At 60.3% G+C, this 23,157-nt stretch carries 23 protein-coding genes; 10 read left to right on the forward strand and 13 right to left on the reverse strand.

From position 1 onward, the window contains the following. Window positions 1–259: 259 nt before the first annotated feature. Window positions 260–1,459 (reverse strand): tyrosine--tRNA ligase, encoded by a 1,200-nt coding sequence (gene tyrS, locus N8H74_RS00005; RefSeq protein ID WP_217829621.1) that lies wholly within the window; start codon window positions 1,457–1,459, stop codon window positions 260–262. Window positions 1,460–1,669: 210 nt separating this feature from the next. On the opposite strand from tyrS, the gene N8H74_RS00010 reads away from it, so the two are divergent. Beyond that, complete coding sequence (locus tag N8H74_RS00010) at window positions 1,670–3,094, forward strand: peptidoglycan DD-metalloendopeptidase family protein (RefSeq protein ID WP_262145753.1); 1,425 nt, start codon at window positions 1,670–1,672, stop codon at window positions 3,092–3,094. A 3-nt stretch (window positions 3,095–3,097) separates the two neighbouring features. Next, complete coding sequence (locus N8H74_RS00015) at window positions 3,098–4,189, forward strand: anhydro-N-acetylmuramic acid kinase (RefSeq protein ID WP_262145754.1); 1,092 nt, start codon at window positions 3,098–3,100, stop codon at window positions 4,187–4,189. A 73-nt stretch (window positions 4,190–4,262) separates the two neighbouring features. Here N8H74_RS00015 and erpA read toward each other — a convergent pair whose 3' ends face one another. Further along, entirely contained in the window at window positions 4,263–4,613 is a 351-nt protein-coding gene (erpA, locus tag N8H74_RS00020; protein ID WP_003228776.1) for an iron-sulfur cluster insertion protein ErpA, read from the reverse strand. A gap of 167 nt (window positions 4,614–4,780) precedes the next feature. Then, a complete protein-coding gene (argC, locus tag N8H74_RS00025; protein ID WP_217829618.1) occupies window positions 4,781–5,815 on the reverse strand; it encodes an N-acetyl-gamma-glutamyl-phosphate reductase in 1,035 nt (344 codons plus the stop codon). A 135-nt stretch (window positions 5,816–5,950) separates the two neighbouring features. On the opposite strand from argC, the gene hemJ reads away from it, so the two are divergent. The 6 genes from hemJ (at window position 5,951) to coq7 (ending at window position 10,488) form a co-directional block, all read left to right on the forward strand. After that, the gene (gene hemJ / locus N8H74_RS00030; RefSeq protein ID WP_217829617.1) at window positions 5,951–6,379 is read left to right on the forward strand and encodes a protoporphyrinogen oxidase HemJ; all 429 of its coding nucleotides are present in this window, start codon (window positions 5,951–5,953) and stop codon (window positions 6,377–6,379) included. Window positions 6,380–6,412: 33 nt separating this feature from the next. Continuing rightward, on the forward strand, window positions 6,413–7,381 hold the full coding sequence (locus N8H74_RS00035; protein WP_262145755.1) for a nitronate monooxygenase family protein: 969 nt from the start codon (window positions 6,413–6,415) through the stop codon (window positions 7,379–7,381). Between the two features lie 87 nt (window positions 7,382–7,468). Continuing rightward, window positions 7,469–8,419, forward strand: a complete 951-nt coding sequence (locus N8H74_RS00040) for a DUF805 domain-containing protein (RefSeq protein WP_262145756.1) — start codon at window positions 7,469–7,471, stop codon at window positions 8,417–8,419. Window positions 8,420–8,480: 61 nt separating this feature from the next. Continuing rightward, a complete protein-coding gene (locus N8H74_RS00045) occupies window positions 8,481–9,269 on the forward strand; it encodes an SDR family oxidoreductase (protein ID WP_217829614.1) in 789 nt (262 codons plus the stop codon). 79 nt (window positions 9,270–9,348) lie between these two features. Then, window positions 9,349–9,687, forward strand: coding sequence for a histidine triad nucleotide-binding protein (locus tag N8H74_RS00050; RefSeq protein ID WP_217829613.1), 339 nt, complete (start codon window positions 9,349–9,351; stop codon window positions 9,685–9,687). A 153-nt stretch (window positions 9,688–9,840) separates the two neighbouring features. Further along, window positions 9,841–10,488 carry a 2-polyprenyl-3-methyl-6-methoxy-1,4-benzoquinone monooxygenase gene (gene coq7 / locus N8H74_RS00055; RefSeq protein ID WP_262145757.1) on the forward strand — a complete coding sequence of 216 codons (648 nt, stop codon included), beginning with the start codon at window positions 9,841–9,843 and terminating at the stop codon, window positions 10,486–10,488. Between the two features lie 91 nt (window positions 10,489–10,579). Here the strand turns inward: coq7 and speD are convergent, their stop codons facing one another. Both speD and N8H74_RS00065 read right to left on the reverse strand, forming a co-directional pair. Then, on the reverse strand, window positions 10,580–11,374 hold the full coding sequence (gene speD / locus N8H74_RS00060) for an adenosylmethionine decarboxylase (RefSeq protein ID WP_217829611.1): 795 nt from the start codon (window positions 11,372–11,374) through the stop codon (window positions 10,580–10,582). 237 nt (window positions 11,375–11,611) lie between these two features. Further along, window positions 11,612–12,034, reverse strand: coding sequence for an OsmC family protein (locus N8H74_RS00065; RefSeq protein ID WP_003228794.1), 423 nt, complete (start codon window positions 12,032–12,034; stop codon window positions 11,612–11,614). 237 nt (window positions 12,035–12,271) lie between these two features. Here N8H74_RS00065 and crp point away from each other — a divergent pair, with 237 nt between their 5' ends. Then, window positions 12,272–12,916 carry a cAMP-activated global transcriptional regulator CRP gene (gene crp, locus N8H74_RS00070; RefSeq protein WP_217829610.1) on the forward strand — a complete coding sequence of 215 codons (645 nt, stop codon included), beginning with the start codon at window positions 12,272–12,274 and terminating at the stop codon, window positions 12,914–12,916. Between the two features lie 17 nt (window positions 12,917–12,933). On the opposite strand, the gene N8H74_RS00075 is transcribed toward crp, so the two are convergent. From N8H74_RS00075 to N8H74_RS00090, 4 genes are all read right to left on the reverse strand, one after another. Continuing rightward, window positions 12,934–13,635, reverse strand: a complete 702-nt coding sequence (locus tag N8H74_RS00075) for a lipoate--protein ligase family protein (RefSeq protein ID WP_262145758.1) — start codon at window positions 13,633–13,635, stop codon at window positions 12,934–12,936. Window positions 13,636–13,769: 134 nt separating this feature from the next. Further along, a complete protein-coding gene (trpC, locus tag N8H74_RS00080; protein WP_217829608.1) occupies window positions 13,770–14,606 on the reverse strand; it encodes an indole-3-glycerol phosphate synthase TrpC in 837 nt (278 codons plus the stop codon). Further along, window positions 14,603–15,652 carry an anthranilate phosphoribosyltransferase gene (trpD, locus tag N8H74_RS00085; RefSeq protein ID WP_262145759.1) on the reverse strand — a complete coding sequence of 350 codons (1,050 nt, stop codon included), beginning with the start codon at window positions 15,650–15,652 and terminating at the stop codon, window positions 14,603–14,605. Before trpD ends, trpC begins: the two co-directional genes overlap by 4 nt. A gap of 9 nt (window positions 15,653–15,661) precedes the next feature. After that, on the reverse strand, window positions 15,662–16,255 hold the full coding sequence (locus tag N8H74_RS00090) for an aminodeoxychorismate/anthranilate synthase component II (protein WP_262145760.1): 594 nt from the start codon (window positions 16,253–16,255) through the stop codon (window positions 15,662–15,664). Window positions 16,256–16,660: 405 nt separating this feature from the next. Between N8H74_RS00090 and estP the strand changes: the two genes are divergently transcribed. Further along, window positions 16,661–18,571, forward strand: coding sequence for an esterase EstP (estP, locus tag N8H74_RS00095; protein ID WP_262145761.1), 1,911 nt, complete (start codon window positions 16,661–16,663; stop codon window positions 18,569–18,571). Between the two features lie 76 nt (window positions 18,572–18,647). Here the strand turns inward: estP and trpE are convergent, their stop codons facing one another. The 4 genes from trpE to N8H74_RS00115 all read right to left on the reverse strand — a co-directional run bounded on the left by trpE (window position 18,648) and on the right by N8H74_RS00115 (window position 22,949). Continuing rightward, the gene (trpE, locus tag N8H74_RS00100; RefSeq protein ID WP_262145762.1) at window positions 18,648–20,126 is read right to left on the reverse strand and encodes an anthranilate synthase component I; all 1,479 of its coding nucleotides are present in this window, start codon (window positions 20,124–20,126) and stop codon (window positions 18,648–18,650) included. 72 nt (window positions 20,127–20,198) lie between these two features. After that, on the reverse strand, window positions 20,199–21,017 hold the full coding sequence (locus tag N8H74_RS00105; RefSeq protein ID WP_262145763.1) for a phosphoglycolate phosphatase: 819 nt from the start codon (window positions 21,015–21,017) through the stop codon (window positions 20,199–20,201). Next, complete coding sequence (gene rpe / locus N8H74_RS00110) at window positions 21,014–21,688, reverse strand: ribulose-phosphate 3-epimerase (protein WP_262145764.1); 675 nt, start codon at window positions 21,686–21,688, stop codon at window positions 21,014–21,016. The genes N8H74_RS00105 and rpe overlap by 4 nt, the downstream gene beginning before the upstream one ends. Window positions 21,689–21,800: 112 nt before the next feature. Next, complete coding sequence (locus N8H74_RS00115; protein ID WP_262145765.1) at window positions 21,801–22,949, reverse strand: iron-containing alcohol dehydrogenase; 1,149 nt, start codon at window positions 22,947–22,949, stop codon at window positions 21,801–21,803. Window positions 22,950–23,157 lie beyond the last annotated feature (208 nt).

The raw sequence follows: 23,157 nt of genomic DNA on the forward strand, positions 1-23,157 counted from the left end.
CAGCGGGAGGCGAATTCTACAGCGTTACACGCTGCTGTCAACACCTCTTTTTCTCCGCTTTCGATCGAGAAGATCGAGCCGTTAAAAGAGCCAAACATCACCGCCCTTTCAACGCCTTCCAGGCCTCGATGAACTGAAGCGATCCGCTGTCGAAAACCGTATAACTCGTTGAATTTCAAGGAGTTTTCCGTTTCGACTGCGCCGGAAGTGGGGCGAATTATAGAGATCTAAAATTCGCCGTCAACCCCTTATTTCAACTTTATTCCGATTTCAACGAAATCCGTGCAAATGCCTTCTTGCCAGCCTGGCAAACGAAGGTCGCACCCAGCGCACATATAAAGGAGCGATCAACAACCTCACCATCAATGCGCACACCGCCAGAGGCCAGAAGATCACGCGCCGCTGCCGAGTTCTTTACCAGACCGGCCTTATTGAGGACGGCAGCGATCGGCATATCTTCGCCAGCAGTCAACTCGATCTCCGGCAGATCATCCGGCAACTCGCCATCCTTCATGCGATTACCCGCGCCACGGTGGGCACTGGCCGCCGCCTCCTCACCATGGAAGCGCGCAACAATCTCTTCAGCCAGCTTGATCTTGATGTCACGCGGATTCGCACCCGCCTCGACATCAGCACGGAAGGCATTGATCTCATCCATCGTACGGAAGCTGAGCAACTCGAAATAACGCCACATCAGCGAATCCGGAATCGAAACGAGCTTGCTGTACATGACGCCCGGTGCTTCCTGGATACCGACATAGTTGCCCAACGACTTGGACATCTTCTTCACACCATCCAGACCTTCGAGCAGCGGCATGGTCAAAATGCACTGAGCCTCCTGACCATAACCACGCTGCAACTCACGCCCCATCAGCAGGTTGAACTTCTGATCGGTCCCACCCAACTCGACATCCGCACGCAAGGCCACCGAGTCATAACCCTGGACCAGCGGATAGAGGAACTCATGAATGGCGATCGGCTGATTGGTGGTGTAACGCTTGTCGAAATCGTCACGCTCAAGCATGCGAGCAACGGTGTATTGCGAGGTCAGGCGAATAAAGTCCGCAGGCCCCATCTGATCCATCCAGGTGGAGTTGAAAGCAACTTCGGTCTTTGCCGGATCAAGAATCTTGAACACCTGAGTCTTGTAGGTCTCGGCGTTTTCCAGAACCTGCTCACGAGTCAGCGGCGGGCGAGTAGCACTCTTGCCACTCGGATCACCAATCATCCCGGTGAAGTCACCAATAAGGAAGATCACCTGATGCCCCAGCTCCTGGAACTGTCGCAGCTTATTAATAAGCACGGTGTGACCCAAGTGCAGATCCGGCGCAGTCGGATCGAAGCCAGCCTTGATTCGCAGCGGCTGGCCGCGCTTGAGCTTTTCGATCAGCTCGGACTCGACCAACAGTTCTTCCGCACCACGTTTAATCAGCGCTAGCTGCTCTTCAACCGACTTCATAACAGACCCGTAAGGCTCAGATTCAAAGGGAACCAACCATACAAGATCGCGCACCAAATACAAGTTTTGCCCGGCGCACGGACACCAATCCACAGACAGGATGTCTGTAGACTTGCCTAAGAGATGATTTGGTTATATTTTATACAGTTATTTCATCTTCATCATGTCATTCATCTTTTCCAATTCATCTTTTTCAAAGTCAAATCACTTATGACCACTGAACCGTCTAAAGCGCCACCGCTTTACCCGAAGACCCACTTGCTCGCGGCAAGTGGCATCGCCGCCCTTCTCAGTCTGGCGCTCCTGGTATTCCCTTCCAGTGATGTTGAAGCCAAAAAGACGACTTTGAGCCTTGAGCTGGAAAGTCCTGCTGAACAACTGACACAAGATCAAGACGCTGCCGAAGCGGTCCAAGCCACAAATGAACCTGTAGCTTCGCCTTTCGCGCAGATCGAAAACGACGCAGAGGACACGCCGGAAACCGCCCAGGCCGCGCCTGCGCCGGCACCTGTTGTTGAAGAAAAGAAAGCTCCAGGCCATCGAGAAGTAATCGTCAGCAAGGGCGATACGCTGTCGACACTGTTTGAAAAGGTCGGTCTCCCGGCCGCCGCAGTCCATGAAGTACTGGCCAGCGACAAGCAAGCCAAGCAGTTCAGCCAGCTCAAGCATGGCCAGAAACTCGAGTTCGAATTGAATCCAAAGGGCGAACTGACCAACCTGCACAGCAAGGTCAGCGATGTCGAAACCATTACCCTGACCAGAAACGACAAGGGTTACGTGTTCAACCGCGTTACCGCCAAACCTACCGTTCGCACAGCCTACGTCCACGGCGTGATCAACAGCTCGCTGTCGCAGTCCGCCGCTCGCGCCGGCCTGTCCCACAGCCTGACCATGGACATGGCCAGTGTGTTTGGCTACGACGTCGACTTTGCTCAGGATATCCGTCAGGGCGACGAGTTCGACGTAATCTATGAACAGAAAGTGGTCAATGGCAAAGCCGTCGGCAACGGCCCGATTCTGTCGGCCCGCTTCACCAACCGCGGCAAGACCTACACCGCCGTGCGCTACACCAACAAGCAGGGCAACAGCAGCTACTACACCGCCGACGGCAACAGCATGCGCAAGGCGTTCATTCGTACGCCGGTGGACTTCGCCCGCATCAGCTCGAAGTTCTCCATGGGCCGCAAGCACCCGATCCTCAACAAGATCCGCGCCCACAAAGGCGTCGATTACGCAGCACCACGCGGTACGCCGATCAAGGCCGCCGGTGACGGCAAAGTACTGTTGGCTGGCCGCCGTGGCGGTTACGGCAATACCGTGATCATCCAGCACGGCAATACCTACCGCACGCTGTATGGCCATATGCAAGGCTTCGCCAAGGGCGTCAAGACCGGTGGCACCGTCAAGCAGGGCCAGGTCATTGGCTACATCGGCACCACCGGCCTGTCCACCGGCCCGCACCTGCACTATGAGTTCCAGGTCAATGGCGTCCATGTCGACCCATTGGGCCAGAAGCTGCCGATGGCCGACCCGATCGCCAAACCCGAGCGCGCACGCTTCCTGGCGCAGAGCCAGCCGCTGATGGCACGGATGGATCAAGAGAAGGCCACCATGCTGGCCTCGAGCAAACGCTAAGTCATGGCTCTGTATATCGGCGTGATGTCCGGCACCAGTCTCGACGGGCTGGACATCGCCCTGATCGAGCAAACCACGGCGATCAACCTGATCGCCACGCATTACATCCCCATGCCCGAATCCCTGCGCGCCGAGCTGCTTGGCTTGTGCGCCAGCGGCCCGGACGAGATCGCCCGCTCGGCGATTGCCCAGCAGAACTGGGTGAAGCTCGCCGCACAGGGAATCAACGCCCTCCTCGAACAGCAGCAGCTCAAACCGCAAGCGATTCGCGCGATCGGCAGTCATGGCCAGACGATTCGTCACGAACCGGCACGCGGCTTTACCGTGCAAATAGGCAACCCTGCCCTGCTCACGGAACTGACCGGCATCACCGTCGTCAGTGACTTCCGCAGCCGCGATGTCGCCGCCGGCGGTCAGGGCGCACCCTTGGTGCCAGCCTTCCATGAAGCGCTGTTCGAAGAAAGCAGCGGCAACCGCGCCGTGTTGAATGTCGGCGGTTTCAGCAATCTCAGTCTGATCGAGACGAACAAGCCTGTAGCCGGTTTCGACTGCGGTCCGGGGAATGTGCTGATGGACGCCTGGATTCACCGGCAGCGGGGGGAAAACTACGATCGCAATGGCCGATGGGCCGCCAGCGGTGCCGCTGAACCCAAATTGCTCGCGGCCCTGCTCAGCGATCCGTTCTTCGTGACCAAAGGCCCGAAAAGCACGGGCCGCGAAGTGTTCAACCTGCCTTGGCTGGAACAGCACTTGTCGCGCTTGCCGAGCTTCGCAGCGGAAAACGTGCAGGCGACGCTGCTGGAGCTGACCGCCCTGACCATCGTCGACTCACTGCAAAGCGCTCAGTCGAATACGCAGGAACTGCTGGTCTGCGGTGGCGGTGCTCACAACGCTGCACTGATGGCGCGCCTGGCCAGCCTGCTGCCAAACGCAAAAGTCGCCAGCACCGCGACCCACGGTGTCGATCCGGACTGGGTCGAAGCCATGGCCTTCGCCTGGCTGGCCCATTGCTGCCTGGAGGGCATCGCCGCCAATCGCCCGAGCGTCACCGGCGCCCGTGGCCTACGCGTACTCGGCGCCATCTACCCCAACTGACAAAACCGCACACAGCAAAACGCCGCAGAACCGTAAGGCCCTGCGGCGTTTTGTTATCTGCCGTGAAGTGCGATCAGATCGAGAACGAAGAGCCGCAACCACAGGTCGTGGTGGCGTTCGGGTTCTTGATCACGAAGCGCGAACCTTCCAGACCTTCCTGATAATCGACCTCGGCACCGGCCAGGTACTGGAAACTCATTGGGTCGACCACCAGGCTCACGCCTTCGCGCTCGACGATGGTGTCGTCTTCGGCCACATCTTCATCGAAAGTGAAACCGTACTGAAAACCTGAACAACCGCCGCCCGTAACGAATACGCGCAGCTTCAAGCGATCATTCCCCTCTTCATCGACCAGGCTCTTCACCTTGTGCGCGGCACCCTGGGTGAATTGCAAAGCCGTGGGGGTGAAGGATTCGACGCTCATGCTGACTATCTCCCGGCGTTACGCCGCCATAATGCGTGATGACGCGCATTATCCGCTTGTCCTAGAAAATCGGTCAACTATTGTTACGGTATATCAATAAGCCGATCATCCGGACAGAAAGCAAAAAGGCCCGTTCAACGGGCCTTTTTGCTGTGCGGGATACCGCGTTACGGCAGCATGCCGGCGTGGGACAGACCCAGACGCTCGTCCAGCCCGAACAGAATGTTCAGATTCTGCACCGCCTGACCCGAAGCACCTTTCACCAGATTGTCGATCACCGACAACACCACCACCAGATCACCATCCTGCGGACGATGTACGGCGATGCGGCAGACGTTGGCACCGCGCACGCTACGGGTTTCCGGATGGCTGCCGGCAGGCATCACGTCGACGAACGGCTCGTTGGCATAACGCTTTTCGAACAGCGCTTGCAGATCCACCGAACGGTCGACCACGGTTGCGTACAGCGTGGAGTGAATGCCACGGATCATCGGCGTCAGATGCGGCACGAACGTCAGACCGACATCCTTGCCCGCCGCGCGGCGCAGTCCCTGGCGGATTTCCGGCAGATGACGGTGACCTTTCACCGCGTAAGCCTTCATGCTTTCCGACGTCTCGGAGTACAGCGAACCTACAGAAGCGCCACGACCGGCGCCGCTGACACCGGACTTGCAGTCGGCAATCAGGCGGGAGGTGTCAGCCAGGCCTGCTTCGAGCAACGGCAGGAAGCCCAGCTGAGTTGCCGTCGGGTAGCAACCCGGCACCGCGATCAGACGGGCTTTCTTGATCTGTTCGCGATTGACTTCAGGCAGACCGTAGACCGCCTCGTCCAGCAACTCCGGAGCGCCGTGCGGCTGGTTGTACCACTTGGCCCATTCATCGGCGTCCTGCAGACGGAAGTCGGCCGACAGGTCGATGACCTTGGTGCCCGCCGCCAGCAATTCGCCGGCCAGGGCGTGGGCAACGCCATGCGGAGTGGCGAAGAACACCACGTCGCAGGCGCCCAAGGTCTTGATGTCCGGCACGCTGAACGCCAGGCCGTCGTAGTGGCCGCGCAGGTTCGGGTACATGTCAGCCACGGCCAGACCGGCCTCGGATCGGGAAGTGATGACCACCACCTCTGCCTGTGGATGCTGTGCCAACAGACGCAGCAGTTCGACACCGGTGTAACCCGTGCCGCCGACGATACCGACCTTGACCATAAACCTGCCCTCAACGAACCCACTGGAAAGCCGTCGATAATAGGGGCCGCGCGCCCCTGCGACAACCGTCAAGGTGACGTGCGGACGCTCAAGCCTCTACTATCCCGGCTACCGTGAATCCTGGGATAACAAAAAATGCTCTATCTGTGGCTCAAAGCGTTTCATATCGTCAGCGTCGTCTGCTGGTTCGCCGGACTGTTCTACCTGCCTCGTCTGTTCGTTTATCACGCGCAAAGCGAGGACTCCGTCAGCAAAGAGCGGTTCAGCATCATGGAGCGCAAGTTGTATCGCGGCATCATGGGGCCGGCGATGATCGCCACGCTGATCTTCGGTGGCTGGCTGATCTACCTCAATCCGGGCATCTTCAGCCAGGGCGGCTGGATACACGCCAAACTGACCCTGGTCGTCCTGCTGATCGGCTATCACCATATGTGCGGTGCGCAGGTAAAACGCTTCGCCCGTGGCGAGAACACCCGCAGCCATGTCTTTTACCGCTGGTTCAATGAGGTGCCGGTTCTGATATTACTGGCGATCGTAATTCTGGTCGTGGTCAAACCGTTCTAACTCAAACAAGCACAACTGACAGGGGGACTTCCAATGTCGCTGCCCGCTCTGCTCGATCAACGTCTGCGCCTGCCCGTTGTGGCGGCGCCGATGTTTTTGATTTCCAACCCGGAACTGGTACTCGCCTGCTGCCGAAACGGCGTGGTCGGCAGCTTCCCGGCGCTGAACCAGCGCGAAAGCAGCGGCTTCAAGGCCTGGCTGGAACAGATCGAGGCGGGACTGGCGACGCTGGACAACCCGGCACCGTATGCAGTGAACCTTATCGTTCACAACAGCAACCCGCGCTTGCAGGCGGACCTGAACATCTGCGTCGAGCACAAAGTACCGATTGTCATCACGAGCCTCGGTGCGGTGAAAGAAGTGGTGGATGCCGTACACAGCTATGGCGGCCTGGTGTTCCATGATGTGACCACCCGCCGCCATGCGGAAAAGGCAGCCCAGGCCGGCGTCGATGGCTTGATCGCCGTCGCCGCCGGCGCCGGTGGCCATGCTGGCACCTGGAGCCCGTTTTCGCTGATCGCCGAGATCCGTCAGTTCTTCGACAAGACCCTGCTGCTTGCAGGATGTTTGAACCACGGCCATGAGATTCTTGCCGCGCAGCTGCTCGGTGCGGATTTGGCCTACTTCGGCACGCGATTTATCGGCACCACCGAAAGTCATGCGCCTGACGCCTACAAAGAGATGCTGCTGACTGCCAAAGCCGCCGACATCATTCATACTCCTGCCGTGTCTGGAGTACCGGCCAGTTTCATGCGCCAGAGCCTGGAAGCCGCCGGTTTCGATATGGCCGCGCTGCAGGGCAAGGGCGAAGTGAACTTCGGTGACAAGCTCAAACCGATCAACGATGAAGCCAAAGCCTGGAAAACCGTGTGGTCCGCCGGTCAGGGCGTGGGGGATATCGATGATCTGCCAAGTGTCGATCAGCTGGTTGCACGCCTCGACACCGAGTACCGCCAGGCGCTGGCTCGAACGGCCGAATTGCCGAAACGCTGGCCACGCTGATAAACCCGGCCGGTCTCTACCCGGCCGGCCTTACACTGATTGACTGCAACACTTTCCAACTGAATTCGCGACAAGGATGCCTCGGCCATGAGCGACCCCCGCTACAAAATCGTTTTCGACGGTGCACTACAGCACGGTGTCGATATCACCAGCGCCAAGTTCAATCTGGCCGAGCTGTTCAAAAGCGACGTCGCCGCCATCGAGCGCCTGTTCAATGGCAGCACGGTCGCGCTCAAGCGTGACCTGTCGCACAACGATGCTCAGACCTATCTCCAGGCACTGAGCAAGACCGGGATCGACGCCCGGATCGAACCGGAAACGGTCATTGAGCTGAACCTGTCGGACGTGCAGGAACATTCGGCGGCCGTCGCCGAACCGGACTCCCCCTACGCCCCGCCTCGCGCCCGGGTCGGCGAGAATCTGCCGGAGTTCGCCGCGCTCAAGCCGTTCGGTGTCGACGGGCGTATCGGTCGACTGCGCTTTCTCGCGTGGTCCATGGTCTTGAGCCTGGTGGCCATGCCCATTGTCGGGGTGTTCGCACTCATCGGCCTTGGTCTGGTCAGCACCGACTCGACAGCCGGCCTGATCATTGGCGGCATCGTTGCCTTCTTCCTGTTCCTGGCCTTCATGATCGTCAGCATCCTGTTCAGCGTTCAGCGCCTGCACGACATCGGCTGGTCGGGCTGGCTCTGGCTGCTGAACCTCGTGCCGTTCGTGGGCAGCTTTTTCCCGCTGGTAATGATGATCATGCCCGGCACCACCGGCGCCAACCGCTACGGGGCGCCGCCTCCCCCCAACAGCACGGCGGTCAAGGTGCTGTGCTCGTTGTGGATCGTGGTGATCGGATTGTTCTTTGTCGGCGCGATGGTCGGCGGGATCTCGGCGATCCAGCAGGAATATGAAAGCAGCCTGGAAAGCAGCTACGAAAGCGGCTCGGTGACCACCGACGAGATTGACGTCGAGGTCGAGCCAGCAGCGGATTCGGCAGCCGATGCAGCCGAAGAGGCCCAGGCCCCTGTAGACTCTGCGAAAGAATGAACAGCGCTCCCCGTCGCGACACCTGCGTCGACGACGCGGAGCTGTTGCGATGGAGAATTGCATGACCCGTTACGCTCTGATCACCGGCGCCTCCAGCGGCATCGGCCTGGCCATGGCCGAAGCCCTGGCTCGCCGGGGTCGCAGCCTGATTCTGGTGGCCCGACAGCGTGATCAGCTGGAAAGCATCGCGATTGAACTGACCCAGCGCTTCGGCGTGGAGGTTCTGTTCCGCGCCTGCGACCTCGGTGAACCGCTGCGCCTGTCCGGCTTCTTACTGGAACTGGAAGAAGGTGACCGGCAGATCGATCTGCTGGTGAACTGCGCCGGCATTGGCACTTGCGGCCCGTTCCTGGCACAGGACTGGATGACCGAGCAAGACCTGATCGAAGTGAACATCCTCGCGCTCACCCGTCTGTGCCATGCGATTGGCAACAGCATGGCGCTGCAGGGGGGCGGACAGATTCTCAATGTCGCGTCCGTCGCAGCGTTCAACCCCGGCCCATGGATGAGCACCTACTACGCGAGCAAGGCTTACGTGCTGCACTTTTCCGAGGCTCTGCGGGTAGAGCTGAAAAAATGCGCGGTAAAGGTTTCGGTGCTTTGCCCCGGCCCGACCCGCACGGGTTTCTTTCGCACCGCACAACTGGATAACGACAAACTCAACGCCAGCAGACTGATGATGACTCCTGAGGAGGTCGCGCTGTATACCGTGCGCGCCCTGGAAAAAAACCGCGCGATCATCATCCCCGGCCGGACGAACCGCTGGTTCGCCTTTTTGCCACGGCTCGGATCGCGCTGGCTCAATCGCACCGTGGTCGGCATGGTCAACAAGGCTTACTGCCCGCGCTGAACGGCCAACGGTAAAACACTGGGCGGGGCAATTTCCCATGAGTACACTCAGGCCTGCCCAAACAACGGAGAAAACAGCAGTGGATACTCTGTTCACCAAGATCATCAACCGGGAAATCCCGGCCAGGATCATTTACGAGGACGACCAGGTTCTGGCGTTCCACGACATCGCCCCACAGGCACCGGTGCATTTTCTGGTGATCCCGAAAAAACCGGTGCGCACCCTCAATGATCTGACCGAGGACGACAAGGCCCTGGCCGGACACATTCTGTTCACCGCTCAACGCCTGGCGCTGGAGCTGGGTTGCGAGGAAGGTTTCCGGGTGGTGATGAACTGCAATGAAAAAGGTGGACAGACCGTCTACCACATTCATATGCATGTCCTTGGACAGCGCCAGATGAACTGGCCGCCGGGCTGATCCGTCCGTGGGAGCGCTGGTGTGCCGGAAACTCCGCTTTCGCGAGCAGGCCCGCTCCCGCAACAGCATGGCCGCGCGGGAAATGACCCAGCGCAAACCTTCCGCCGGCCGATTCGGTTAAACTGGCCGCCGAGATTCCTCCCGGAGGTCAGCATGACTACCCAACGTCACTACTCGCCGATTGACCGCCTTCTGCTGCAAGCCGATGCCGCGATGCGTACCCTGCTGCCCTTCAGCGGCCAGCCGTACCGTCCGTCGCCGGCCATCGTGCAGCCCGATGTGCAAATGAGCGATGAAGACACCCGCCACGTTGCTGGCCTGATGCGCATCAACCACACCGGTGAAGTCTGTGCCCAGGCGCTGTACCAGGGCCAGGCCCTGACCGCCAAGCTGCCCCAGGTGCGCGAAGCCATGGAGCATGCGGCCGAAGAAGAAATCGACCATCTGGTCTGGTGCGAACAACGCATTTACCAGTTGGGCAGCCACACCAGCGTGCTCAACCCGCTGTTCTACGGCATGTCCTTCGGCATCGGCGCAGTGGCCGGACTGATCAGTGACAAGGTCAGCCTCGGTTTTGTCGCGGCCACCGAACATCAGGTGTGCAAACACCTGAACGAGCATCTGGAGCAACTGCCAGCCGAGGACGAGAAGTCCCGGGCGATTCTGGAGCAGATGCGCATCGATGAGGAACATCACGCGGAAAGTGCGCTGGATGCCGGCGGTTTCCGCTTTCCTGCACCGGTGAAGTTCGGTATGAGTCTGTTGGCTAAAGTGATGACCAAGAGCACTTACCGGATCTGACAGGGCCTCTTCACGGGCGAGTCTGCTCCCACCGTGGGGGAGCAGACATGAAAAAAGGCGACCGAAGTCGCCTTTTTTGTGCCCGGATTTCTTAGCTCGGCATATTGCGTGCGTAGAAGATTTCCAGCATTTCGTGTTTCACACGCTCGGTCACCTGAGCGCGCTGCTCGGTAGACAGGTTGCTGGTGGCGTCGCCGAACAGGTAGTTGTCCAGTTCGAAGTTCTTCAGCAGCATTTTGGTGTGGAACAGGTTTTCCTGGTACACGTTCACGTCGGTCATCTGATACGCGTCGCGAGTGTCGTCGGAAAGGTAGTTCTGGATCGAGTTGATCTCGTGGTCGATGAAGTGCTTGTTGCCTTCAACATCACGGGTAAAGCCGCGCACACGGTAATCCACGGTCACGATGTCCGAATCGAACTGGTGAATCAGGAAGTTGAGCGCTTTGAGCGGTGAAATGACGCCACAGGTCGAAACGTCGATATCCACACGGAAGGTTGCAATACCGGCGTCCGGATGGATTTCCGGATAGGTATGCACCGTGATGTGGCTCTTGTCGAGGTGGGCCAGGATGATTTCGGGCAGTGGACCCGGAGACTCTTCGATCTGGCTTTCGGTCGGGGTGACCGGTTCTTCAGAGATCAGAATCGTGACGCTGGCACCCTGAGGCTCATAGTTCTGACTGGCAATGTTCAGAATGTTGGCACCAATGATTTCGACAACTTCCGTGAGGATCTGCGTCAGGCGTTCGGCGTTGTACTCTTGGTTGATGTACTCGACGTAGGCCTGCTGGTCTTGCGGGGTTTCCGCGTAGCAGATGTCATAGATGTTGAAGCTCAAGGTCTTTGTCAGGTTATTGAACCCGTGGAGCTTGAGTTTGCTTTTCACCGTTAAAAACTCTCTATGTATGCGGCATGGCCGCGTGATCAAGCATGCCCGTCAAGTGCGAACGACGCACCTGCGTAGGACGGTTAACACCTCTTCGCGATGGCGATTTTGGTTATCTGTTCAGGCGGCTGACCTGTCGGCTGACCGATCACTGCCCTGAAAAAAGTGGCGCATTATGCAGACGTCAGCGGGGGATCGCCAGAGTCTGCACTGCTTTTATGATAGTTGAATGTCGGTTCAACCGAGTTCGACGATTTCGTAGTCGTGGGTGATCGCCACGCCGGCCGCGCCGAGCATGATCGAGGCCGAGCAATATTTCTCGGCGGAGAGCTCGATGGCGCGTTTGACCTGGGCTTCTTTCAGGCCACGGCCCTTGACCACGAAATGCATGTGGATCTTGGTGAACACCTTCGGGTCTTCGGTTGCGCGCTCGGCTTCGAGGAAGGCTTCGCAGCTTTCAACGGCCTGGCGGGACTTCTTCAGAATGCTGACCACGTCGAAATTGCTGCAACCGCCAACGCCGAGCAGGAGCATTTCCATCGGGCGGACACCCAGGTTGCGACCACCGGCGTCCGGCGGACCGTCCATGACCACGACATGGCCGCTGCCGGATTCGCCGAGGAACATGGCTTCGCCAGCCCATTGGATGCGTGCCTTCATCGCCGAGACTCCACTGTATAAAAAAGGGTCGCCAGCTTAGCACAGGGCTCTGGCCTGACAGCCAGCGGCGCTCCTAGGACTTATGCTTTCATGGCGTAGGTAATTTCTCGAATCTTCAAGGAAGTGTCTGTTAAGCTGGCGCCAATTCACTGGCGCCAAGCCAGCTCAGGCCGCGATCATCTTCCGCGCCTCATAAAAAAATCAAACATAACTGTGCAGTCTTTCCGGGATACAACCATGGCTGGTATTACCCCTACACCCAAAATCAAGAACCTCGACAAGCTGCTGATGCATTGTCAGCGCCGTCGCCATGCGGCCAAGAGCAACATCATTTGCGCCGGAGACCGCTCGGACACGCTGTACTTCATCATCAAGGGTTCGGTCACGATCCTGATCGAGGATGACGATGGCCGCGAGATGATCATCGCCTACCTCAACGCCGGGGACTTCTTCGGCGAACTGGGCCTGTTCGAACAGGCTGGCCAGGAGCAGGAGCGCAGCGCCTGGGTGCGGGCCAAGGTCGAATGCGAGGTTGCGGAAATCAGCTACGCCAAGTTCCGCGAATTGTCGCAGCAGGATCCAGACATTCTTTACGTGCTCAGCGGACAAATCGCACAACGCCTGCGCAACACCACGCGCAAGGTCGGCGACCTGGCGTTCTTCGACGTGACCGGTCGCGTGGCGCGCTGCCTGCTAGAGCTGTGCAAACAGCCGGACGCCATGACCCACCCTGACGGTATGCAGATCAAGGTGACCCGTCAGGAAATCGGGCGGATTGTCGGATGTTCGCGGGAGATGGTCGGTCGCGTGCTCAAGGATCTTGAGGAACGCAACCTCGTGGACGTGAAAGGCAAGACCATGGTGGTCTTCGGCACGCGCTGACGCCTAAGCCAGAGGAATCAAACGGCGTACATCTGCGCCAGCATTTGGCGAAAGAGCTCGTCCAGACGCACCAGCGCATCCGGCGCGGGAAACTTTTCATGCAGGCCAATGTGGCTTTGCGCACGCACCCGCTGCTCCAGGCCGCAGGCTTCGTTGAAACGATTGACCGCCGCCACCATCGACTCACGCTCGTTATCCATCAACATCGCACCGTGTACCAGCCCCACCGGACGCTGACCGCCCTGACTCTGGCGCCAGCGCTGGGCGGTGCCGACCATCTTGCGCCCATCGAGATTGACGTTGAAGCGACCGTCGCAGAACGCCCCGTCGATTTCCCCCAACGACGAAGTGCCACCCAGCTCATCCAGCAACTGACAGATCGGATCGCACAGACGCCGGTAACCGGTTTCGATGCGATTCAGGTCGCCTTCGCTGCGCGGCGGGGCGTAGACCAGCGCGATATTGATGGTCGAGGCCGATTGCGGCACCGGCTCGCCGCCGGTTTCCCGCAGCAGTACCGGCCAACCGGCAGCGGCGGAGATTTCACAGGCGTGATCGAAACCCGGCAGACGATTGAGACGACGGGGCATGACCAGAGCGCGATCGCTGGGCTGCCAGAACAACAGACCGAACTCCGCATCGCCGGCACAGACCGAGGCCAGCAAGTCTTGTTCGGCTTGCAGACCGGATTCGATGGTCAGGCGGGTGGGCAGCGACATGGAGATCTCCGGCAATGGGTAGTTTTCAGCGGATTTGAGGCCGCCTTCACGAGCAAGCCCGCTTCCACAGGGGAAATGCATTCCAATGTGGGAGCGGGCTTGCTCGCGAAAAGGTCGACTCGGTCTGTCTGTTGTCAGTCGAGTGTCGAACCACTCACCGGAACGCCGCGCTCCGGGAAGAACAGGCGTTGCAGTTCAGTGCCCGGGCTTTCGGCGCGCATGAACGCTTCACCGACCAGAAACGCGTAGACCTCACTGATTTCCATCAACTCGACATCGGCACGGTTGAGAATCCCGCTCTCGGTAATCACCAGACGATCACGCGGGATACGCGGCAGCAGGTCGAGGGTGGTTTCCAGGCTGACGTCAAAGGTGTGCAGGTTGCGGTTGTTGATCCCGACCAGCGGTGTGTCGAGGGTTTTCAACGCGCGCTCAAGCTCATTGCCATCATGCACTTCCACCAGCACATCGAGGCCGACGCCTTTGGCCACGGAAGCCAGTTCGGCCATTTTCACGTCATCCAGCGCGGAGACGATCAACAGCACGCAGTCGGCGCCCAGCGCCCGGGCTTCGACGATCTGATAGGGATCGATCATGAAGTCCTTGCGGATCACCGGCAGCGAGCAAGCCGCGCGGGCCTGCTGCAGGTAGGCGTCGGCGCCCTGGAAGTAATCGATATCGGTCAGCACCGACAGGCAGGTCGCCCCACCCTTCTCGTAGCTTTTGGCGATGTCGGCGGGAACGAAGTTCTCGCGGATCACGCCCTTGCTCGGCGAAGCCTTCTTGATCTCGGCGATCACCGCCGGTTGTTTCTTCTTGGCCTGCGCCAGCAATGCCTGGGCAAAACCGCGGGGTGCATCGGCCGTCTTGGCCAGACTTTCCAGCTCGCTCAGGCTCACACGGGCGCTACGCTCGGCGACTTCCTGAACCTTGCGGGCCAGAATGTTTTCCAGAACCGTCGGTACACTCATCCCTCATTCTCCACTTTGAATACCGCGGTAAAGGCACCCAGCTCTTCGAGTTTCTCCCGAGCGAGACCGGTGTGCAGAGCGTCGTGCGCAAGCGCCACGCCTTCTTTCAAACTGCTGGCCAGGTCAGCGGCGTACAGCGCCGCACCGGCATTGAGCACAATCATTTCGGCGGCTTTCTGGCCGTTCTCGGTCTTGCGCTTGCCCAGCGCATCGCGAATCAGCGCCAGCGAGGCTTCCGGCCCTTCGACCGACAGACCGTGCAGGCTCTGGCTCTTCATGCCGAGGTCTTCCGGCTCGACCCAGTACTCGGTGATCTGGTCATTCTTGAGCTCGGCAACGAACGTCGGTGCCGCCAGGCTGAACTCGTCCAGACCATCCTTCGAATGCACCACCAGCACATGTTTGCTGCCCAGACGCTGCAAGACTTCGGCCAACGGCCGGCACAGTGCCGGGGTGAACACGCCCACCACCTGATGTTTCACACCGGCCGGATTCGTAAGCGGGCCGAGCATGTTGAACAGCGTGCGCAGGCCAAGGTCGCGGCGAGGGCCGGCGGCGTATTTCATGGCCTTGTGGTGGGTCTGGGCGAACATGAAACCGATGCCGACGTTATCGATGCAACGCGCCACCTGAACCGGCGTCAGGTTGAGGTAGATCCCGGCCGCTTCGAGCAGGTCGGCACTGCCACTCTTGCCCGACACCGCGCGGTTGCCGTGCTTGGCGACGGTGCAACCGGCGGCGGCGACCACAAACGACGAAGCGGTCGATACGTTGAAGATGTTCGCACCGTCACCGCCGGTGCCGACCACGTCGACCACGCGGTCGAGGGTCTGCAACTCGACCTTGTCGGCCAGTTCACGCATCACCGACACCGCGCCGACGATTTCGTCGATGCTTTCGCTCTTCATGCGCATGGCCATCATGAACGCGCCAATCTGCGCGTCCGTGCATTGGCCGGTCATGATTTCGCGCATCACGTCGCGCATTTCTTCGGTACTGAGATCGAGGTGATCGACGATACGGCTCAGGGCTGTCTTGATATTCATGGAAAGTCCTTAGCGCGTGCCGCCGGTTTGTTTGAGGAAGTTGGCAAACAGCTCATGGCCCTGTTCGGTGAGGATCGACTCAGGGTGGAACTGTACGCCTTCGATGTTCAGGGTCTTGTGACGCAGGCCCATGATCTCGTCGACCGAGCCGTCATCGTGCTGGGTCCACGCGGTCAGCTCCAGGCAATCGGGCAACGTCTCGTGCTTGACGATCAGCGAATGATAGCGGGTGACGGTCAGCGGACGGTTCAGACCGGCGAATACGCCCTTGTCCTCGTGGAATACCGGGCTAGTCTTACCGTGCATGACCTGACGGGCACGCACCACTTCACCGCCGAAGGCCTGGCCGATCGACTGGTGGCCCAGGCAGACGCCGAGGATCGGCAGTTTGCCGGCGAAGTGCTTGATCGCGTCGATGGAGATACCGGCTTCGCTCGGTGTGCATGGGCCAGGGGACACCACGATGCGCTCGGGGTTGAGCGCTTCGATTTCAGCGATGGTCAGTTCGTCGTTGCGCACGACCTTGACCTCGGCACCCAGCTCGCCGAGGTATTGCACAACGTTGTAAGTAAAGGAGTCGTAGTTGTCGATCATCAGCAACATGGCGTTTCGAACCTCTTGAATTCTGACTTGAAACAGCCTTCGGATGACTTGCCCGCAGGGCGCTGCACGATGTCGGACGCGCAGGTGGCGACGGCAAAGCGGCATTTCAAACGGGCAAGGAAGGCAAAGCGATACAGATCCGGCGGGGCCGGCAGAGAAAATTCAGGCGCGCCAACGCCAACGGGCGTGTGCCTTGAAGACTTGATCCAGAAGTTTGCTGGCGATCAACACGGGGAAGGTCTCATTCATACGTTCTGGCACAGTAACTTAGCCGAGCGGAGCGTGCAATATGGCCAGCCTGACGGGGGATAAATCTATGAGAGGGTTGACGACCGATGGCAAAACGCCGGAAGTTTTTGGTACTGTCGTTTCGTTCAATACAACAATAAATAAACGGACTTGCTCATGATCAAACAGACGTTGTTCGTACCGGTCGCCGGATGCCTGCTCGCGCTGGCCTGTGCCCAGGCGATTGCCGCACCCAATCCCTATACCAATTTCATTGTTTTCGGCGACAGCCTCAACGACGCCGGGACATTCGCCGACAGCGGCGGCCCGGCCGGCGCCACCCAGCGTTTCACCAACCGCACCGGCCCGGTGTATCTGGACGGCAGCGGTGAGGTTCGCTCGCTCAACGCCACGCAGATCCTCGGCGGCAAACTGGGTTTCAGCCCGGACCAGACCGCCTCGTCGTCTTCGGCAGTACGCGCCGCCAATGGCCAGCCGGACGGCAACAACTGGGCGGTCGGCGGTTATCGCACCGACCAGATTCTCGACTCGATCACCACCCAGTCCGCCACGGGTGATCGCACTCGCGCCGGTTACTTGCCCTCCAATGGTTTCCGCGCCGACCCGAATGCGCTTTATTACCTCTCGGGTGGCGGTAACGACTTCCTGCAAGGCCGCGTGACCAGCCTGCCCCAGGCCAGCGCCGCCGCCGATCGGCTGGCCAGCAGCGCCCAGGCCCTGCAACAGTCCGGCGCCCGTTACATCATGGTCTGGCTGCTGCCGGACATCGGCTTCACCCCGGCCTTCAACGGTACGGCACTGCAAGGGTTCACCTCCCAGCTCAGCGCGCAGTTCAACACCGAGCTGGTGAGCCAACTGCAAAGCATCAATGCCAATATCATTCCGCTGAACATTCCGGTGCTGCTCAAGGAGACGTTCGCCAACCCGGCGCAGTTCGGCCTGGCGACCGATCAGAACCTGGCCGCCACCTGTTTCAGCGGCAGCGGCTGCACCGAAAACGCCCGCTACGGGATCAACAGCGCTACGCCGGACCCAACCAAGCTGATCTACAACGACTCGGTCCACCCGACCGAAGCCGGGCAGCGCTTGATTGCCGACTACGCCTATTCGCTGCTGGCCGCGCCGTGGGAAGCGACGCTGTTGCCACAAATGGCCCAGGGCACCCTGCGCTCGCATCAGGACGAACTGCGTAACCAGTGGCTGGCCGACTGGGAAAACTGGCAAGCCGTGGGTCAATGGCGCGCCATCGTCGCCGGCGGTGGACAGCACCAGGACTTCGACAGCCAGCGCAGCGGCGCCAGCGCGGATGGCAATGGCGCCAACCTGAACATCGGTGGCAGCTACCGTCTCGACGACGCCTGGCGCGTGGGTCTGGCGGCAGGTTTCTATAACCAGAAGCTGGAGGCTGGCGACAACGATTCGGACTACAAGCTCAACACGTACCTGGGCACCGCTTTCGCCCAATACCAGCAGAACCGCTGGTGGGGTGATGTCGCCATGACAGCCGGGCATCTGGACTACGACAGCCTCAAGCGCAAGTTCCAGCTGGGCGCCAACGAGCGTGGCGAGAAAGGTGACACCGACGGCTACGTCCTGGCCATCGGCGGACGCGTGGGTTACGACATTGCACCGGAAGCGAGCAGCCCATGGCACTTGTCGCCATTCGTCAGCGCTGATTTCGCCAAGGTCGAAGTCGATGGCTACTCGGAAAACGGCGCTGATTCCACCGCGCTGACCTTCGATGACCAGTCGCGCATCTCCCGGCGTCTTGGTCTCGGTATCCAGGGCAAGTACCAGATCACCGCGCAAACCCAGGTGTTTGGCGAATTCGCCCACGAGCGCGAGTACAACGACGACACCCAGGATGTGACGATGAATCTCAACAGCCTGCCCGGCAACCGCTACACCCTGGACGGCTACACCCCGCAGACCAACCTGAACCGCCTGAACCTGGGCGTGAGTCATAACCTCACCAAGGAACTGGCACTGCGCGCCAGCTACAACATTCGCAAGGATGACGACTTTACCCAGCAAGGCATCAATGTCGGGGTGGCGTTGGATTTCTGAACCGCAGGCCATGAAAAAAGCGGCGCCTTCACAGGCGCCGCTTTTTTTATGGCTGAAACATATGTCCCTTGCGGGCTCAGTCCGGGGTCTGCTCGGCCAGCGCCACGGCACGGAACATCGCCCGGCGCTTGTTGATGGTTTCTTCCCACTCCAGCGCCGGCACCGAGTCGGCGACGATGCCGCCACCGGCCTGCACATGCAGTTCGCCGTTCTTGATCACCGCTGTGCGGATCGCAATGGCAGTGTCCATGTTGCCGTTCCAGGCGAAGTAACCGACCGCGCCGCCGTACACGCCACGCTTGACCGGCTCCAGTTCGTCGATGATTTCCATGGCGCGGATCTTCGGCGCGCCGGACAAAGTGCCCGCCGGCAGGATCGCCCGCAGCGCGTCCATCGCCGTCAGGCCCGACTTCAACTGGCCGGTGACGTTGGAGACGATGTGCATCACGTTGGAATAACGCTCGATGACCATTTTCTCGGTGAGCTTCACCGAACCGATTTCCGAAACCCGCCCGGTGTCGTTACGCCCGAGGTCGATCAGCATCAGGTGCTCGGCGATTTCCTTGTCGTCGGACAGCAGGTCCTCCTCCAGCGCCAGATCCGCTTCTTCGGTGGCGCCACGCGGGCGAGTACCGGCAATCGGGCGCACGGTGATCAAGTTGTCTTCGACCCGCACCAGCACTTCCGGCGAACTGCCGACGACGTGGAAGTCGCCAAAGTTGAAGAAGTACATGTACGGCGTCGGGTTGAAGCAACGCAGCGCGCGGTACAGGTCGATCGGTGCAGCCTTGAAGTCGATCGACATGCGCTGGGACGGCACGACCTGCATGCAGTCACCGGCGAGGATGTACTCCTTGATGGTGTCGACGGCCTTTTCGTAGTCATTCTGGGTGAAGCTGGAGCGGAACAGCGGCTCGGCCGCCTGCTGCCTGCTGAAATCCAGACCCCGGCGCGGGGTGATCGGCTGGCGCAGTTTCTCCAGCAGATCCTGCAGTTGCGCCTGGCCTTGCTCGTAGGCATCGGCCTGCGCCGGGTCGGCGAGGACGATCGCGTGCATCTTGCCGGCGAGGTTGTCGAACACCACCACGGCGTCGGAAACCATCAGCAGGATGTCCGGCACGCCCAGCGGATCCGGGTTCGGGCATTTGCCCAGACGCTTTTCCACATAACGCACGCAGTCGTAACCGAAGTAACCCACCAGGCCACCGTTGAAGCGCGGCAGGCCGGCGATGGTCGGCACGTTGTAGCGGGCCTTGAAGTTTTCGACGAAGGCCAGCGGGTCTTCGACGTCATGGCTTTCGGTCTCGACGCCGTCCACGGTCACGCTGATGTGATGGTCGTGAACCCGCAGCACGGTGCGGCACGGCAGGCCGATGATCGAGTAACGGCCCCATTTCTCGCCGCCCTGCACCGATTCGAGCAGGTAGGAGTTAGGCTGGTCTGCCAGTTTCAGGTAGATCGACAGCGGGGTGTCGAAGTCGGCCAGGGTTTCGCAGGCCAGCGGGATGCGGTTATAGCCGTCAGCGGCCAGACGCAGGAATTCTTCGCGGATCATGAGGTGCCTCGTGGTGTGAGGTGTAATCAGTCAGGTATGCAAACGCGCCGGATCAGGCCGGCCAGGAACCAGTCAGGCGCGCCAACGCCAACGGGCCAGGGCCTTGATGACTTTCATCCAGAGTTTGCGAGTGACCACCACGATGGCGTTTCCAGAAGGGGAATGAGATGCGTCGGGCAACGTTATCTCAGCGGCCGGGTCCAGGCAACCGGGAATTAGCGTGCGCAGATCGTCGATCACCAGCGCCGGAGACTCCTCGGCAATCGGCCGACCGTGGTTGTAACCGTAACTCAACGCGACACACTTGACCCCCGCCGCTTTCGCCGCCAGCACATCGCTGCGCGAGTCACCGACGAACAGCGATTGCGAGGCCGGGATACCGGACATTTTCATCACGAAAAACAGCGCGGCAGGATCGGGCTTCTTCTGCGGCAGGGTGTCGCCGCCGATGATCCACTTGAAGTAGCGGCCGATCTTCATCTGATCCAGCAACGGCGCAACGAAGCGCTCCGGCTTGTTGGTAATCAGCGCCATCGCCACGCCCTGCTTGTGCAGCCACTTCAGGGTGTCGCGCACGCCGGGATAGACCACGGTCAGTTCATGGCTGGCGCCGTAGGCGTCGAGAAAAACCTCCAGCGCCCGCTCGGCCTCGGCGTCATCCACCGCTTCATGGTCGATACCGCCGGCCAGCGCACGGCGCACCAGCACCGGCGCACCGTTGCCGACCCACTCGCGCACCGACTCGACGCCCGCAGGCTTACGGCCGAGGGTGAGCAGCATGTTATCCACCGCCGCCGCCAGGTCAGGAACCGAATCGATCAGCGTGCCATCCAGATCGAACATCACCAACCGTGGCAATTGCCCCGGGAACAGCTGCTCAAATCCGCTCATGGGCGGGCCAGCGCCAGTTCGGAACGCATCTTGTCGATGACTTCCTGATAGTTCGGCGCGTTGAAGATCGCCGAGCCGGCCACAAAAGTGTCGGCGCCGGCAGCGGCGATTTCGCGGATGTTGTTGACGTTGACGCCGCCGTCGATTTCCAGGCGGATGTCACGGCCCGAGGCATCGATGATCGCCCGCGCTTCGCGCAGCTTGTCGAGGGTGCCGGGAATGAACTTCTGCCCGCCGAAACCCGGGTTGACACTCATCAGCAGCACCATGTCGACTTTGTCGATCACGTACTTGAGCACGTCCAGCGGGGTCGCCGGGTTGAACACCAGGCCGGATTTGCAGCCGCCTTCACGGATCAGTTGCAGCGAACGGTCGACGTGCAGCGTGGCTTCCGGGTGGAAGGTGATGTAGGTCGCGCCGGCCTCGATGAAGTCGCCGACGATACGATCCACCGGAGTGACCATCAGGTGTGCGTCGATCGGTGCGGTGATGCCGTACTTGCGCAGCGCCGCGCAAACCATCGGGCCGATGGTCAGGTTGGGTACGTAGTGGTTGTCCATGACATCGAAGTGAACGAAGTCGGCACCGGCGGCCAGAACGTTGTCCACTTCCTCGCCGAGGCGGGCGAAGTCGGCGGAGAGAATCGACGGAGCAATTACGAAGGGCTGCATGACGCACCTTTTCTGAGCTAAATCACGATGGCGCGCATTGTAGCCTCATGCTTTGACGCGCGCACCGTAACCGCGATGATTGGGTTGTGCCATGCCCGATGGCCGCGACGAATCAGTACGCCGAGCGGTAGATTTTCTCGATATCGGCGGCGCTGAGCCGGCGCGGGTTGTTGCGCATCAGCCGCTCGATGCCCGCGGCCTCTTCGGCCATGGCCGGGATCGCGTCTTCCGGTACACCGAAACTGCGCAGGCCGACCGGGATTTCCACCGCCGCGCACAGCTCGGTCATGGCCTGCACGGCTTTGTCCGCTGCCTCATTGGCGCTCAGATGAGCGGTCTTCACCCCCATGGCTTCGGCGATATCCTGCATCCGTTCGACACAGGCCATCTTGTTCCAGGTCATGACATACGGCAGCAACAAGGCGTTGCTGACGCCATGGGCAATGTTGAAACGCCCGCCCAGCGGATACGCCAGCGCATGCACCGCGCCGACCCCGGCGTTGCCGAACGCCATGCCGGCCATCAGGCTGGCGGTAGCCATGTCTTCCCGGGCCTGCAGGTTCGCGCCGTTGGCGTAGGCCTTGGGCAGCGCTTTGGCAATCAGTTTGATCGCACCGATGGCCAGGGAGTCGGTGATCGGCGAGGCATTCACCGACAGATAGGATTCGATGGCATGCACCAGCGCATCGACGCCGCTGGCGGCGGTGACACTGCGCGGGCAGGTCAGGGTCATCTGCGGACTGACCAGCGCCACGTCCGGCAGCAGGTAGTCACTGACGATGCCTTTCTTCAATTGCGCGACCTTGTCGGAAAGGATCGCGACGTTGGTCACTTCCGAACCGGTGCCGGCGGTGGTCGGGATGGCGATCAGCGGCGGGCCTTTGCGCGGCACCTGCTCGACGCCAAACAGATCCTCCAGCGCGCCGTGGTAACCGGCGTATGCGGCGACACTCTTGGCGATGTCGATGGCGCTGCCGCCGCCGAGGCCGATCAGCCCGTCGTGCCCGCCCTCGCGGTAGACGCGCATGCAATCCTCGACGATGGCAATTTCCGGGTCGGGCTGCACCCGATCAAAAATCTCGTAGTCACGCCCGCCCATCTGCGCCAGCGCCAACTCCACGGTGCCGGACTTGACCAGCGCGGCGTCGGTGACGATCAGCGGGTTGTCGACATCCAGCCGGGTCAGCTCCGCCGCCAGTTGTTCGATGGCACCGGCGCCGGTGATCAGTTTGTGAGCGATTTTGAACGCGGAAAGACTCATCGTGCGCAGCCTCTTATAGATGTGGGAGCTGAGCACAAGCGTAGCTGGGGAATTCGGGTTGTCTGCCATTCAGTGTGTGAATGGTGAGCAGGATCAAGAGCAAAAGCCCCTCTCCCTGAGGGAGAGGGGCTCGACCGAGGTGAATGGTCGGACTACATCGACCTGCAATACCAAGCGCGTATCAAGCCTGTAAAAGGTGTAAACGATG

Source organism: Pseudomonas sp. B2M1-30 (genome assembly GCF_025447575.1).
Classification (GTDB): Bacteria; Pseudomonadota; Gammaproteobacteria; order Pseudomonadales; family Pseudomonadaceae; genus Aquipseudomonas; species Aquipseudomonas botevensis.

Excerpts from the sequence above, each read along its gene's own strand:
- coq7 (WP_262145757.1), top strand. The coding sequence starts at position 9,841 with ATGACTACCCAACGTCACTACTCGCCGATTGACCGCCTTCTGCTGCAA.
- tyrS (WP_217829621.1), bottom strand. The coding sequence starts at position 1,459 with ATGAAGTCGGTTGAAGAGCAGCTAGCGCTGATTAAACGTGGTGCGGAA.
- argC (WP_217829618.1), bottom strand. The coding sequence starts at position 5,815 with ATGGTCAAGGTCGGTATCGTCGGCGGCACGGGTTACACCGGTGTCGAA.
- trpD (WP_262145759.1), bottom strand. The coding sequence starts at position 15,652 with ATGAATATCAAGACAGCCCTGAGCCGTATCGTCGATCACCTCGATCTC.
- N8H74_RS00105 (WP_262145763.1), bottom strand. The coding sequence starts at position 21,017 with ATGAGCGGATTTGAGCAGCTGTTCCCGGGGCAATTGCCACGGTTGGTG.
- N8H74_RS00075 (WP_262145758.1), bottom strand. The coding sequence starts at position 13,635 with ATGTCGCTGCCCACCCGCCTGACCATCGAATCCGGTCTGCAAGCCGAA.
- N8H74_RS00065 (WP_003228794.1), bottom strand. The coding sequence starts at position 12,034 with ATGAAGGCACGCATCCAATGGGCTGGCGAAGCCATGTTCCTCGGCGAA.
- trpC (WP_217829608.1), bottom strand. The coding sequence starts at position 14,606 with ATGAGTGTACCGACGGTTCTGGAAAACATTCTGGCCCGCAAGGTTCAG.
- N8H74_RS00040 (WP_262145756.1), top strand. The coding sequence starts at position 7,469 with ATGAGCGACCCCCGCTACAAAATCGTTTTCGACGGTGCACTACAGCAC.
- N8H74_RS00045 (WP_217829614.1), top strand. The coding sequence starts at position 8,481 with ATGACCCGTTACGCTCTGATCACCGGCGCCTCCAGCGGCATCGGCCTG.
- rpe (WP_262145764.1), bottom strand. The coding sequence starts at position 21,688 with ATGCAGCCCTTCGTAATTGCTCCGTCGATTCTCTCCGCCGACTTCGCC.
- estP (WP_262145761.1), top strand. The coding sequence starts at position 16,661 with ATGATCAAACAGACGTTGTTCGTACCGGTCGCCGGATGCCTGCTCGCG.
- N8H74_RS00035 (WP_262145755.1), top strand. The coding sequence starts at position 6,413 with ATGTCGCTGCCCGCTCTGCTCGATCAACGTCTGCGCCTGCCCGTTGTG.
- N8H74_RS00090 (WP_262145760.1), bottom strand. The coding sequence starts at position 16,255 with ATGTTGCTGATGATCGACAACTACGACTCCTTTACTTACAACGTTGTG.
- crp (WP_217829610.1), top strand. The coding sequence starts at position 12,272 with ATGGCTGGTATTACCCCTACACCCAAAATCAAGAACCTCGACAAGCTG.
- erpA (WP_003228776.1), bottom strand. The coding sequence starts at position 4,613 with ATGAGCGTCGAATCCTTCACCCCCACGGCTTTGCAATTCACCCAGGGT.
- trpE (WP_262145762.1), bottom strand. The coding sequence starts at position 20,126 with ATGATCCGCGAAGAATTCCTGCGTCTGGCCGCTGACGGCTATAACCGC.
- N8H74_RS00010 (WP_262145753.1), top strand. The coding sequence starts at position 1,670 with ATGACCACTGAACCGTCTAAAGCGCCACCGCTTTACCCGAAGACCCAC.
- N8H74_RS00015 (WP_262145754.1), top strand. The coding sequence starts at position 3,098 with ATGGCTCTGTATATCGGCGTGATGTCCGGCACCAGTCTCGACGGGCTG.
- N8H74_RS00115 (WP_262145765.1), bottom strand. The coding sequence starts at position 22,949 with ATGAGTCTTTCCGCGTTCAAAATCGCTCACAAACTGATCACCGGCGCC.
- hemJ (WP_217829617.1), top strand. The coding sequence starts at position 5,951 with ATGCTCTATCTGTGGCTCAAAGCGTTTCATATCGTCAGCGTCGTCTGC.